The organism is Bradyrhizobium sp. MI1.11, from assembly GCF_055811255.1.
Genome location: NZ_JBVVPM010000001.1, coordinates 382479 through 394728 on the forward strand (window position 1 = coordinate 382479; position 12250 = coordinate 394728).

13 protein-coding genes are annotated in these 12250 nt (G+C 63.8%); 5 read left to right on the plus strand and 8 right to left on the minus strand.

Annotated features, from left to right (window positions below; all coding sequences use genetic code 11):
• Positions 1 to 50: 50 nt before the first annotated feature.
• Together egtD and egtB are read right to left on the minus strand one after the other, a co-directional pair.
• Positions 51 to 1022, minus strand: a complete 972-nt coding sequence (egtD, locus tag AC0L30_RS01815) for an L-histidine N(alpha)-methyltransferase (RefSeq protein WP_007602290.1) — start codon at positions 1020 to 1022, stop codon at positions 51 to 53.
• A gap of 52 nt (positions 1023 to 1074) precedes the next feature.
• Positions 1075 to 2367, minus strand: a complete 1293-nt coding sequence (egtB, locus tag AC0L30_RS01820; RefSeq protein ID WP_354128077.1) for an ergothioneine biosynthesis protein EgtB — start codon at positions 2365 to 2367, stop codon at positions 1075 to 1077.
• Positions 2368 to 2607: 240 nt separating this feature from the next.
• Between egtB and grxD the strand changes: the two genes are divergently transcribed.
• From grxD to AC0L30_RS01840, 4 genes are read left to right on the plus strand one after another with little or no spacing between them, the layout of a single operon-like run.
• On the plus strand, positions 2608 to 2934 hold the full coding sequence (gene grxD / locus AC0L30_RS01825) for a Grx4 family monothiol glutaredoxin (protein WP_007602294.1): 327 nt from the start codon (positions 2608 to 2610) through the stop codon (positions 2932 to 2934).
• 3 nt (positions 2935 to 2937) lie between these two features.
• The gene (locus tag AC0L30_RS01830; protein ID WP_473403686.1) at positions 2938 to 3489 is read left to right on the plus strand and encodes an O-acetyl-ADP-ribose deacetylase; all 552 of its coding nucleotides are present in this window, start codon (positions 2938 to 2940) and stop codon (positions 3487 to 3489) included.
• Between the two features lie 46 nt (positions 3490 to 3535).
• On the plus strand, positions 3536 to 4822 hold the full coding sequence (locus AC0L30_RS01835; RefSeq protein ID WP_473403687.1) for a serine hydrolase domain-containing protein: 1287 nt from the start codon (positions 3536 to 3538) through the stop codon (positions 4820 to 4822).
• A 1-nt stretch (position 4823) separates the two neighbouring features.
• Complete coding sequence (locus AC0L30_RS01840) at positions 4824 to 6086, plus strand: serine hydrolase domain-containing protein (RefSeq protein WP_473403688.1); 1263 nt, start codon at positions 4824 to 4826, stop codon at positions 6084 to 6086.
• 99 nt (positions 6087 to 6185) lie between these two features.
• On the opposite strand, the gene AC0L30_RS01845 is transcribed toward AC0L30_RS01840, so the two are convergent.
• From AC0L30_RS01845 to murI, 6 genes are all read right to left on the minus strand, one after another.
• A complete protein-coding gene (locus tag AC0L30_RS01845) occupies positions 6186 to 7253 on the minus strand; it encodes a threonine aldolase family protein (RefSeq protein ID WP_473403689.1) in 1068 nt (355 codons plus the stop codon).
• 352 nt (positions 7254 to 7605) lie between these two features.
• Positions 7606 to 8223 (minus strand): 30S ribosomal protein S4, encoded by a 618-nt coding sequence (gene rpsD / locus AC0L30_RS01850; RefSeq protein ID WP_007602315.1) that lies wholly within the window; start codon positions 8221 to 8223, stop codon positions 7606 to 7608.
• A 197-nt stretch (positions 8224 to 8420) separates the two neighbouring features.
• The gene (locus AC0L30_RS01855; protein WP_473255816.1) at positions 8421 to 9188 is read right to left on the minus strand and encodes an acyltransferase; all 768 of its coding nucleotides are present in this window, start codon (positions 9186 to 9188) and stop codon (positions 8421 to 8423) included.
• A gap of 105 nt (positions 9189 to 9293) precedes the next feature.
• Positions 9294 to 9677 carry a cupin domain-containing protein gene (locus tag AC0L30_RS01860; protein WP_219684978.1) on the minus strand — a complete coding sequence of 128 codons (384 nt, stop codon included), beginning with the start codon at positions 9675 to 9677 and terminating at the stop codon, positions 9294 to 9296.
• A gap of 73 nt (positions 9678 to 9750) precedes the next feature.
• Entirely contained in the window at positions 9751 to 10524 is a 774-nt protein-coding gene (locus AC0L30_RS01865) for an HpcH/HpaI aldolase family protein (protein WP_473403690.1), read from the minus strand.
• A gap of 62 nt (positions 10525 to 10586) precedes the next feature.
• Positions 10587 to 11384 (minus strand): glutamate racemase, encoded by a 798-nt coding sequence (gene murI, locus AC0L30_RS01870; RefSeq protein WP_007602323.1) that lies wholly within the window; start codon positions 11382 to 11384, stop codon positions 10587 to 10589.
• A 173-nt stretch (positions 11385 to 11557) separates the two neighbouring features.
• Here murI and AC0L30_RS01875 point away from each other — a divergent pair, with 173 nt between their 5' ends.
• Positions 11558 to 12109: a cytochrome b gene (locus tag AC0L30_RS01875; protein ID WP_219684975.1), complete on the plus strand. Its 552-nt coding sequence runs from the start codon at positions 11558 to 11560 to the stop codon at positions 12107 to 12109.
• Positions 12110 to 12250: the final 141 nt, after the last annotated feature.

A 12250-nucleotide genomic window follows, 5' to 3' on the forward strand; every position in this document is an offset into this window, starting at 1 on the left:
CGCCTAAGGCGGGCGTCTCGAAGGATGCGCCGCAGGAAACGGAGGAATTTCTACTCCGCCGCCTCCAGCGCGTGCACCGAGAACATCTTCGCGGCATCGGTCCAGCTCTCACGCACACGCCAGCCCGCGCCCTGCGCCAGCGCGGCAAAACGCTCGAGGCTGTATTTGTAGCTGTTCTCGGTGTGGATGCTCTCGCCCGCGCGGAACGAAAAGCTGGTGCCGAGCAGGCGCACGGTCTGGCTCTTCTTGCTGATCAGGTGCATCTCGATGCGGTGCCGCTCGCGATTGTAGATCGCGCGATGGGTGAAGGCGGAGAGGTCGAAATTGCCGCCGAGCTCGCGGTTGATCCGCACCAGCACATTGAGGTTGAAGCGCGCGGTGACGCCGGCGGCATCGTTATAGGCGTCGTGGAGCAGACGCTCCTCCTTCTCGAGGTCGGCGCCGATGATCATCTGCGCACCCCGGCCCAGGATGGCGCGCGCGCTCTTCAGGAAGGCCTGCGCTTCATGCGGCTCGAAATTGCCGATGGTCGAGCCCGGGAAGAACCCGACCTTGGGCATCGTCGCCACCGCCTTGGGCAGCTCAAACGGCGTGGTGAAGTCGGCCGCCACCGGGTAGATGCCGAGTGACGGAAAATCCCGCTTCAGGCCGTTTGCCTGCGCCGTGAGGAAGTCGCCAGAGATGTCGACGGGCACATAGGCCGCGAACTTGCACTGGTTGAGCAGCAGGCGGACCTTTGTGGTCGCGCCTGCGCCGAATTCGACGAGGGCGGCGTGCTCCGGAATGATCTTTGCGATCTCGCTGCCCCGCTCCTTCAGGATCGCCAGCTCCGTGCGCGTCGGGTAATATTCCGGCAGCCGTGTGATCGCTTCGAACAATTCCGATCCGGCCGCATCATAGAAATACTTCGGCGACAGCTTTTTGGGCTGCTGCGAGAGGTCCTCAATGGCCTCGCGCGCGAAGGCGGTGGTTTGTTCGTCGGGAAGATGGGCTTCGGCCAAAGCGCTGGCGTGCACATTCATGATACTCTCCTGAACGCGCTGTCCGGCGCGCATTTGTCGTCGGATGAGAATTTTACTCGTAGTCGGCGAGCCGCAGTCCCGTGAATTGCCAGCGGTGGTGCGGATAAAAGAAGTTACGATAGGTGATACGGCTGTGCCCCTCCGGGGTTGCAAGCGAAGAGCCGCGCAGCACCAGCTGGTTGACCATGAACTTGCCGTTGTATTCGCCGAGCGCGCCTTCGATGGCGCGATAGCCGGGGTACGGCGAGTAGGACGATCGCGTCCACTGCCAGACGATGCCGAAGGCATCGTTGAGCTGGCCCGCGCGGGCCGCGACCTCCCACTCCATCTCGGTCGGCAGATGTTTTCCGGCCCAGCGCGCAAAGGCGTCAGCCTCGTAATAGCTGACGTGGCAGACGGGCGCGTCAGGATCGACCGGCTTGAGGCCGGCCAGCGTCATCACATGCCATTGGCCGTCGATCTCGCGCCAATGGCCGGGGGCGTCCCAGCCCTCGTTGTTGACGGCTGCAAAACCGTCCATCAGCCACAGCGTTGCGGTCCGGTAGCCGCCGTCCCGCATGAAGGCGAGCCATTCGCCATTGGTGACGAGATTGCGCGCGAGCTTGACCGGGCCGACGAGGGCGCGATGCGCCGGCTTCTCGTTGTCGAAATGAAAACTGTCATCCACGTGACCGACGGTGTGGATGCCTTCGTTCAGCGTCAGCCAATCCTCACTGGCCGGCGTCGCGGCCGGGAAGCGCCAGTCCGGATCATAGGCCGGCGGGATCGGGTTCTGCGCGAAAGCGTGCAGGATGTCAGTGACCATCAATTCCTGATGCTGCTGCTCGTGATTGAGGCCGACCTCGACCAGCGGCGCGATCTCGCGAAGCTTGTCCTCGCCGGCGTCGCGGAAGAATTTCACGACGGCAGCGTCGACATATTTTCGATAGGCGCCGACCTGATCGGCGCTCGGGCGGGTGATGTCGCCGCGGTGATTGCGGGAATGGCGCGGACCGGCGCTGACGTAATAGGAATTGAACAGGAAAGCGAAGTCAGGGTGAAAGGGCTGGTAGCCCGCACAGTGCTCGCCGAGCACGAACTGCTCCCAGAACCAGGTGGTGTGCGCCCGGTGCCATTTCGTCGGGCTCGCGTCCGGCATGGACTGGATCTGCTGGTCCTCCGGCGACAGCGGCGCGGCCCTGCGCTCGGTCTCGTCGCGGACGGTGAGAAACGCGTCCTCCAGCCTCTGGGCAAGGCCGCCCAAATCGGCCGACGGTGACGGGGCGGGGGCCGTAGCGGAGGCTTGTTTCGTCACGTTTTTCTCCAGACAGGACAAGAGAACGTTGTTGGCGTTGCCGGGTTCCAAAACGCCGGGTTCGTCCTAGATAGGGGCTCCGTGACGGTATGAAAGTCCTCCCTGGCGATGATATTCGTGGCATCATGCAATGGGCCGCTGCTGCCGAGAGCGGTCCGCCCAGGGGCCGCTCGCCGCCATTTTACTTTGGATGCACAACGGTTTGGGCTACATATATAGGCAGGGATCGGGTTAAATCGGCTGAGCCAGCCCGAAGCGATTGGAGTGGGCTCCGCCCAGAAGGACACGGATATGAGCATCGAGGAATTTATCGCCAACGAAGTGAAGTCGAACGACGTGGTTCTGTTCATGAAGGGCACACCGCAATTTCCGCAATGCGGGTTCTCCGGCCAGGTCGTCCAGATTCTCGACCACATCGGCGTCGGCTATAAGGGCCTCAACGTTCTCGAATCCGCCGAACTGCGCAACGGCATCAAGGACTATTCGAACTGGCCGACCATTCCGCAGCTCTATGTGAAGGGCGAGTTCGTCGGCGGCTGCGACATTGTCCGCGAGATGTTCCAGGCTGGTGAATTGCAGCAGCTCTTCTCCGAAAAGGGCGTCGCTGTCGCGGCCTGATACATGACCCAGCTGACGCGCCGGATCGGCGGCGCGGAGCTCAAGGTCATCGTTGCTGACATCACCACGCTGAGCGTTGACGCCATCGTCAACGCGGCCAACACGTCGCTCCTGGGTGGGGGCGGCGTGGATGGCGCGATCCATCGGGCGGCCGGGCCCGAGCTTCTCGCCGAGTGCCGGAAGCTCGGAGGATGCCCGACCGGCGATGCCAAGATCACCAAGGGTTACCTTCTTCCTGCGCGCCATGTGATCCATGCGGTCGGCCCGGTCTGGCACGGGGGCACTCGCGGCGAGGCAGAGGCGCTGGGCTCCTGTTATCGCCGTGCGCTCGAGCTCTGTGAGGCCAATCAGCTGACGTCCGTGGCGTTCTCCGCGATTTCGACCGGGGTTTACGGCTTTCCGGCCGACCAGGCCGCGAAGATTGCGGTCCATGCGACCATTGAAGCCCTGCAGGCCGCGCCGCTGGTCGCCGACGTCATATTTTGTTGTTTCTCGGAAAAGAGCGCGGCTCTGCACGCGGACGTTTTGGCGCAGTACGGCGGCCCTTGTGCCTGATGACGTGGTCGGTACACTCCGCCGGGCCATGTTCCGGGGAGGGGATATGATTTCACAGTCTGGACTGCGCGCGCTGGTCTGCGCCGCGCTTGTATCGTTGGGTACGATGTCGTTCGCGCGGGCGGAGGGCACCTACGAGATTCCGGCCGGCGCGCATTTCAACCAGGACAAGCTCGCCAAAGTCACCGAGTTCTTCAAGAACGAGGTCGCGACCGGCAAGATCGCCGGCGCAAATGTGCTCATCAAGCAACATGGCAAGCCGGTCTACCACGAAGTCTTCGGCGTGCAGGACGCGGTCAGCAAGGCGCCGATCACCGACAAGACGATCTTCCGCCTGTTCTCGATGAGCAAGGCGATCACGTCCGTCGTCGCAGTGAAGTTGATCGAGGAAGGTACGATCAAGCTCGACGATCCCGTCTCGAAATACATTCCGTCCTTTGCCAATGTGAAAGTCGGCGTCGAGAAGAAAGCCGAGGACGGCACCAAGTCGCTCGAGCTCGTGCCGCCGAACCGGCCGATGACGGTGCACGATTTGATGACGCACACCTCGGGCGTCACCTACGGCTTCTACGGCGACAGCCTGGTCCGCAAGGCCTATCGCGAAGCCAACATCTATGCCGGCGATTTCGACCTCGCCGAGTTCGCCGAGCGCATCGCAAAACTTCCGCTGCACAACCAGCCGGGCGCGCTGTGGCAATACGGCCATTCCACCGACATCCTGGCGCGGGTCATGGAAGTCGCGGCCGGCAAGCCGCTCATCGAGATCGAGCGGGAGAAGCTGCTCGACCCCCTCGGCATGGTCGACACCGGCTTCTTCGTCACCGATCCCGACAAGCAGAAGCTGCTGGCGCAGCCGGTGCCGAACGACAGTGATTTCCGGGTCGGGCGGATCAATGATCCGACGGTCGTCAAAAAGATCCAGTTCGCCAGCGGCGGTATGGTTACGACCATGGCGGATTATGAGCGCTTTACGCAGATGTTGCTCAACGGCGGCAGCCTCGACGGCAAGACCATTCTCAAACCCGAGACGTTCAAGCTGATGGCCACCGACCAGATTGGCCCCAAGTCGGGCGTCGATCGCGATTATTTCTACTTCCCCGGCGATGGCTTCGGCTTCGGTCTCGGACTTGCGGTCCGCACCGATCCCGGCAACGCAAAACCGCCGCCGCCCGGCGATCTCGGCGAATTGAAATGGGACGGCGCCTCCGGCTGCTATTTCGTGATCGATCCCAAGCAGGACATGTTCTTCGTGCTGCTGGAGCAGACCCCGACCGAGCGCCAGCGCGTGCAGCGGACATTGAAGCAGCTGGTCTATGAAGCGATGGAGAATTGACATGTTCGGGCGCCGCGCATTGATCGCGGCACTCGTTCTTCTCGCCGGCGGCATCGTTGCGAAGGCGGGTTCCGAGAGACCTGCGGTCCGCACGCTCTCGCCCGCGGGGCTGGCGAAGGTTTCCGACTACATCCGCAACGAGGTCGCCACCGGCAAGATCCCCGGCGCCATCCTGCTGCTTCAGCAGCACGGCAAGCCGGTGTATTACCAGAATTTCGGCGTCCGCGACGTCGCGACCGAAATTTCGATGAGCGCGGACACGATCTTCCGCCTCTACTCGATGTCGAAGCCGGTCACTTCCGTGATGGCGATGATGCTGGTCGAGGAGGGCAGACTTTCGCTCGACGATCCGGTCTCGAAATACATTCCGGCCTTTTCCGGCATGAAGGTCGGCATCGAGAAGAAGGCCGAGGACGGCAAGGTCGCGCTGGCGCTGGAGCCGCCGGAGCGACCCATCACAATCAAGGATCTGCTGCGCCACACCTCAGGGCTGCCTTACGGCTATTACGGCGGCGGCATGGTGCGCGAGCTCTATGCGGACGCCAATCTCTTCAACAGCAATCTGACCAACGCCGAATTCGCCGCCAAGGTCGCCACGCTGCCCCTGGTCGAGCAGCCGGGCACGGTGTGGGACTATGGCTATTCCACCGACGTGCTCGGCCGCGTCGTCGAAATCATCGTGGGAAAGACGCTGCTGCAATTCGAGAAGGAGCGGCTGCTCGATCCGCTGGGCATGACCGAGACGGCTTTCTTCGTCGCAGATCCTGCCAAATTCCCGCGCATCGCCGAGCCGATGCCGGAGGATCGCTACATCAATCCGACGACGCAGCTCCGCGACATCAGGCGGCCCGCGACCTGGGAATCGGGCGGCGGCGGCATGGTCGGCACGGTAGGCGACTACGCCCGCTTCGCACAGATGCTGCTCAACGGCGGCACTTATGAGGGCCGACGCTATCTCAAGCCGGAGACCATCGCGCTGATGGCCTCGGATCATATCGGGCCGGAGACGAAGATCGCGCGCGACCAGAACTATTATCCGGGTGGATCTTCCGGCTTCGGACTCGGCTTCGCCGTGCGCACCTCGGTGCCCCCTGGGACGGCGTGGCCGCTCGGCGAATATCGCTGGGACGGCGTCGGCGGCACGTTCTTCTTCATCGATCCCGAGGACGACCTGTTCGGGATCTTCATGGTGCAGACCCCGACGCAGCGTGGCCGGATTCAACTGGCGCTGAAGACGCTGATCTACCAGGCGATGGGGCGGTAGAGTCTTTTTGCGGTTTGCGTAGCCCGGATGAGCGCAGCGACATCCGGGACCCTGCGAGTGAAGTCCCGGGTATCGCTGCGCTCACCCGGGCTACGGGGCCTACGCTCCGCGCACGATCTCTCGGACGTAGCCGATCGTTTCCTCGACCTGGGCCGCATTGACGTCGAGATGGGTGCAGGCGCGGATGCGGCCGTCCATCATCGCAAGCGTGACGCCGCGCTGGCGCAGCGCCGCGACCATCTTGTCGCCGGGAATGCCGGCACCATCGGGCTTGAAGAACACCAGGTTGGTCTCGGGCTCCTGCACCTCGACGCCTGCGATCTGCGACAACCCGCGGGCGAGAGCGCGCGCATTGGCGTGATCGTCGGCAAGCCGCTCGACGTGATGGTCGAGCGCGTAGATGCAGGCCGCGGCACAGATTCCAGCCTGTCGCATCGAGCCGCCGAGCCGCTGCTTCCACTGCCAGACCGCATCGATGAAGGCGCGCGAGCCCGCCAGCACGCCGCCGATCGGCGCGCCCAAGCCTTTCGAGAAGTCGATCCAGGCCGAATCCCAGCCCGCGGTCATGTCGCGCGGCGAGATGCCGCTCGCGACAGTGGCGTTGAGCAGGCGCGCGCCGTCCATGTGGGTGACGAGGCCATATTGTTTCGCGATCGCGACGATCTCGTCGAGCGCGGCCTTCTTCCAGATCGTGCCGCCGCCGATATTGGCGGTCTGCTCGACGCTGACCACGGTCTGCGGCGGTTGGTAGCGGGTGCGCGGATGCAGCGCTTTGCGGAACGTCTCCGGCGTGAACTGGCCGTCGGGTCCCTTCAATTGCGTGACCTGGAAGCCGCCGATCGCGGCATGCGCCCCGCCTTCGCGCGCGATGATGTGCGCGCTTTCATGCGCGAGGATCTCGTCGCCGGGGCGGCAATGCACCAGCGTCGCGGTGACGTTGCACATCGTGCCTGACGGCATGTACACCGCGGCTTCCTTGCCGAGCAGCTCGGCGACGCGCGCACACAGGGCGTTCACGGTCGGATCGTCGCCGACCTGCTCGTCGCCGACCTCCGCCCGCGCCATCGCCTCGCGCATCGCAGGTGTCGGCTTGGTCTGTGTGTCCGAGAGCAAATTGATGCGCACCGGCGGCGCCTTGGGATCGATCGGGGAAGGGGTGTAGAGCATGGCTGGTCTCGTCATTTCACCTAGTCGAATCGTTGCGACGTATTGCGTGCGTTTCTCAAGGACCTGAACTAGCCACGAGAACGTTGAGTGACGCGCTGCCGCGCGGCGAGAAGGATTTCGCCTGGCGTGTCGGCCGTAAAGATATTGCAATCAGGCAGAGCGAGCAGCCCCTGATATCGGCAGATCTGCTCGTCGCGGGAGAGGGCCTCCCATGCTCGAAGCGCCGCTTTAGTCGGCGCTGCCGAAGGCAGAGTGTTGGCGAACTGGTCGGCCGTGCGAGACATCGAAGGCATGCTATCAAACAAAAAGGCCCCGGAGAACCGGGGCCTTTGAGCGATTGATCTGCCGACTATCAGCGCGAATAGAATTCGACGACCAGATGCGGCTCCATCTGCACCGGGAACGGCACGTCCGAGAGGTGCGGGATGCGAATGTATTTCGCGGTCATCTTGCCGTGGTCGACTTCGAGATAGTCGGGGGTGTCACGCTCGGAGAGCTGGCTGGCTTCGAGAACGTGAGCGAGCTGCTTGGAGGATTCCTTGACCTCGATCACATCGCCGAGCTTGACCAGATAGCTCGAGATGTTGACCTTGCGGCCGTTCACCTTGACGTGGCCGTGATTGATGAACTGGCGCGCGGCGAAGATCGTCGAGACGAACTTGGCGCGGTACACGACCGCGTCGAGACGGCGCTCGAGCAGGCCGATCAGGTTCTCGCCGGTATCACCCTTGAGGCGGCTGGCTTCGACATAGATGCTGTGGAACTGACGCTCGGAGATATTGGCGTAGTAACCCTTCAGCTTCTGCTTGGCGCGCAGCTGCACGCCGAAGTCGGAGAGCTTGCCCTTGCGGCGCTGGCCGTGCTGGCCGGGGCCGTATTCGCGGCGGTTCACGGGGCTCTTCGGGCGGCCCCAGATGTTCTGGCCCATACGGCGATCGAGTTTGTACTTCGCCTCACTGCGCTTAGTCATCGCGTCCTCTTCAGGTACTTGGTTTGAGGAAACGCGCCCTCCTGTGTGACGGGCTAGCCCGGCACTGACAGGTCCGATCCCCAAAGCTTAAGGGACAGGACCACGGGTCGCGAAACGCTTCGCGGGCCGAAATCGGCCCGCGAGCAAGCGGCTTTTAGGGGGATTTGGGGCTCGCTGTCAATGCGAATGGCCTGGAATCACGTTCCGACCGCCCGGATCGGCTTTGACCCGGCCGCCCGCAATTCGGCAGCGATTTCAGTGTTCAGGACCTGTTCCAGCCGCGTCAGGACCCGGGCGATGGGGGCGGCGTCGGTGACCCGGTGATCCCAACGAATCACGACATGGATGGTCTGGTCAGGCCCGACCACCCCATAGCTGACGATGAAGGGTCCGGGCGTGATGGGGTGAAGCTCGCCACCGCCATAGGCGGCCACCGAGCTCACCGCGAAGCTGCCGAACCAGTTGCCGCGCTGCCGGCCGAAATTCAGTCCTATCGCCCAGGACAGCCGCCGCAGCGGCAGCGGCAGGCGGGTCGCCCGCATGATCTTGCGGAACATGGGAATTTCGTCGATCGGGGCGGTCTTGGCGTGCCGGATCTCGGCATCGACCGCAGCCAGCGTCATGGCCTCGGGAGCGACGATTCGCTGCGGGATCACGCATTCCTCGCCGCCCTCGACCCGGGCAATGGCCACCGACGCCACGCTCTTCGGCAGTTCGTAAAGCGACGGCCAGGGCCATTTGGCATAGACGGTACGCAGGACCGGCTCGTCCCTGGCGACCAGGGCAAAAGCCTTGACGAACATGGCCGCCCAGCCGGCTGGCGCCATCGCGCCCGCGCGGGCCTCCAGCAGAGGGCCGATATCGAGCGAACGGGACAGGGACACGAAGGGCACGCCCATCGAGGCGTGCATGAGGTCGACAATCAGGCGACGCGGCAGCGAAATGGTCTTGGGCGTCCCGCGCATCGCTCTTTGGTTTCCCCTGATTAAAGTTTGTGCAGCGAGCGGGGTTCCCGCTCGCCGCCTGCTCTAGCACGAACCAACCCGCGTGGGGCCGGTCGGTTCGCCGCATCAGGGTGCCGGCGAGGCCAGCGGCTTGGTCTTATCGACGATGTAAACCCCAAGCACTTTCATAGCCTTATCGCCGTGGGCTTTGGCGTCATGCACGACGCCTGCCGGGATCTGGTAGGAATCGCCAGCTTTCAGCGTCTTTTCCGGCTGCCCGTCGATAAGGAGATTGAGTTCGCCTTCGAGCACGTAACCGGTCTCGATGCCCGGATGGGTATGGCGACCGGCCGCGCCGCCCGCCGGGACCTCCGCGATGGCCGTGATGGTGTTGTAGCCATCCGGAAATTCGACCTTCTGGAGCGGGGTGCGTTTGATGCCGGGCTGCTGGGCGAAGGCCGCAACAGCGAGGCCGGTAAAAGCGAGAGCGAGCAAAGTCTTTTTGAACATGGTTTTTTCCTCCCTGGAACGACTGAGCCTAGCAGCGCAGCAGTTCCCGGCAAGGTGGCAATCGGCTTTGCCGTCAGCGCTTGATCCCCTCGAACCCCGCCATGATGCCGCGCTGGAATAGCGACCAGTCGAAGCCGAGCGCGATCGCGCGGTAGCCGCGGTCCACCAAGGCGTTGGCCTGGTCTGCGGTGCGCGCCACGCCGCCGATCGGCACGCCGCTTCTGAGGATGCCGGCCTCGGCCCGCGCCACCAGCTCCAGCAATTCCGGATCGTCCATCTGGCCGCGCTTGTTGATGGAGGTGGCGAGATCGCCGGGGCCGATTACGGCGACGTCGATGCCCGGTGTCGCCATGATCTCGTCGATGCGGTTGACGGCGTCGACGTGCTCGATGGTGATCATGCAGATCATCTCGTCGTCGGCACTGGCCATGTAGTCCGGCATCGACTGGCCCCAGCGGAATGGCGCATGGAACGGACCCCAGAGACGATCGCCGCGTGGCGGATAGCGCACGCTGCGCACCGCTTTCTCGGCCTCCGCGGGATTGGTGATCATCGGGAAATTGATGCCGAAGGCACCGATGTCCATCGGTGCCTTCGCAAGCCATGGCTCGTTCGCCGCGATCCGCACCAGCGGTGTGCACGGTGTGCCGGTGGTGGCCGCGATCATCGCATGTGCTTCGGTTAATCCAATCGGCCCATGCTCGAGATCGACGATGATCCAGTCGAGTGAGCGCGCCATGATCTGCACGGTCTGCACGCTCGGGATCGTCGCGATCGCGCCGAAGGCGGGACGACCCTCGCGCCAGAGCTGGCGGAGACGGTTGAGCGGCGTGGTCGGGACGGACATGGGAAAGAACCTGCAGGAAACGACGACGGCGGAGCCTAGCAGCGCGCCGTCGAGGCGCAAGGTCAGGCCGGAATGCGGCCGCCGAAGAACGGCGTCAGCATGGCCGAAAGGCCATGCGCTCGGTTCGAGGTGAAGATCATCTCAGCGCCGGATTGCGCGATGCCGCCGGTGTGCGGGCCGAGCAGATCCGAGACGCGGCGAGCGATCGCGGGCGCCGGATCGATCCAGTCGACCGGCCAGGGCGCGAGCTGTTTCAGCCGGTCGAGCAGCAGCGGGTAATGGGTGCAGGCGAGCACCACCGTGTCGGTGCGTGCGCCTGCGTCCCCGGCATCGCCGACGAAGCACGGGGCGAGCTCGGCGAGGATGGCGTCGTCGCTGACGGGAGAGCCGCTGAGCTCGGCTTCAGCCAGCGCGGCCAGCTCGGGCGAGCCGACCAGCGTCACCTCGCAGCCTTGCGCGAAATCGCGGATCAGTGCCTTGGTGTATTCGCGCTTCACCGTGCCCTTGGTGCCGAGCACCGACACCCGCCGGCTTCTCGACTGCGCGCAGGCCGGCTTGATCGCCGGCACCGTGCCGACGAAGGGCAAGGAATAAGCGGCGCGTAAGTGCGATAGGACCAGGGTAGACGCCGTGTTGCAGGCGATGACGACGAGGTCAGGATCGTGCGTGCCGATCAGTTCCCCCATCAACGGCACCACGCGGGCGATGATCGCGTCCTCGCTGTGGTGGCCATAGGGGAAGAAGGCGTCGTCCGCGACGTAGACGTAATGCGCGTCGGAGCGCGCGGCCACGACCTCACGCAGGACCGTGAGCCCGCCAAGGCCGGAATCGAACACCAGAATCGTCGGAGAATTGGTCACGTGATCACTCTAGCCGGACATGGTTACCATTCGGTTTTTGGGGCGGTTTTGCGGCAGGGGCGCTGAGGGCCAATTTGGATGGATTCAATTTCGCGATTGCCGCATGGTCCCGGTATCAGCTGCCGTACTGCGGTGCGGATAGGGACAGGCCCGCAAAACTCCGGAGAGCCGACATGATCAGAAATACCAGCAACGGCTGGGGCAGCATTTCCCGATGGCTGCACTGGAGTCTGGCGCTGACCATCATCGGCATGATTGGCTTCGGGTGGTGGATGAACCACATGCCGGCGCGTCCCGACCGCTTCTTCTACCGTTCGATCCACGCCGATATCGGCTATGTGATCCTGCTGCTCACCGTGCTGCGCCTGGTCTGGCGCCTCATCAACCCGACGCCCGCCATGCCGGCCGAGACCTCGCGCTGGCAGAAGATCGCGGCCCATGTCAGTCACGGCGCGCTCTACCTCGCCGTCATCGTCGTCACCATACTCGGTTGGGCGCATTCCGGTGCGCACGCACCTGATTATTCGGACTTCTTCGGCCTGTTTCACGTGCCGCAATTCACCGCTCCCGACCGCGCGGCAGCGGGCGTCTATGAAGACCGCCACATCCTCTTTGCCTATGTGCTGCTCGCCTTGATCGCGTTTCACGTGATCGCCGCCCTGTGGCACCATTTCATCCGCCGCGACCGCGTCGTGGCGCGGATGGTGACGGACGAGGCGGGGTAGGGCGGTCTCTCCACATCGTCATTGCGAGCGCAGCGAAGCAATCCAGAGTCCCTCCGCGGAAAGTTTCTGAGCCTCCCCTAAATCGGTGGACACCTATAGCTTAGACAGCAAGAGGTGTCAGATGACGAAACGGCAGCGACG

Excerpts from the sequence above, each read along its gene's own strand:
- egtD (WP_007602290.1), bottom strand. The coding sequence starts at position 1,022 with ATGAATGTGCACGCCAGCGCTTTGGCCGAAGCCCATCTTCCCGACGAA.
- grxD (WP_007602294.1), top strand. The coding sequence starts at position 2,608 with ATGAGCATCGAGGAATTTATCGCCAACGAAGTGAAGTCGAACGACGTG.
- AC0L30_RS01830 (WP_473403686.1), top strand. The coding sequence starts at position 2,938 with ATGACCCAGCTGACGCGCCGGATCGGCGGCGCGGAGCTCAAGGTCATC.
- AC0L30_RS01835 (WP_473403687.1), top strand. The coding sequence starts at position 3,536 with ATGATTTCACAGTCTGGACTGCGCGCGCTGGTCTGCGCCGCGCTTGTA.
- AC0L30_RS01840 (WP_473403688.1), top strand. The coding sequence starts at position 4,824 with ATGTTCGGGCGCCGCGCATTGATCGCGGCACTCGTTCTTCTCGCCGGC.
- AC0L30_RS01845 (WP_473403689.1), bottom strand. The coding sequence starts at position 7,253 with ATGCTCTACACCCCTTCCCCGATCGATCCCAAGGCGCCGCCGGTGCGC.
- rpsD (WP_007602315.1), bottom strand. The coding sequence starts at position 8,223 with ATGACTAAGCGCAGTGAGGCGAAGTACAAACTCGATCGCCGTATGGGC.
- AC0L30_RS01855 (WP_473255816.1), bottom strand. The coding sequence starts at position 9,188 with ATGCGCGGGACGCCCAAGACCATTTCGCTGCCGCGTCGCCTGATTGTC.
- AC0L30_RS01860 (WP_219684978.1), bottom strand. The coding sequence starts at position 9,677 with ATGTTCAAAAAGACTTTGCTCGCTCTCGCTTTTACCGGCCTCGCTGTT.
- AC0L30_RS01865 (WP_473403690.1), bottom strand. The coding sequence starts at position 10,524 with ATGTCCGTCCCGACCACGCCGCTCAACCGTCTCCGCCAGCTCTGGCGC.
- AC0L30_RS01875 (WP_219684975.1), top strand. The coding sequence starts at position 11,558 with ATGATCAGAAATACCAGCAACGGCTGGGGCAGCATTTCCCGATGGCTG.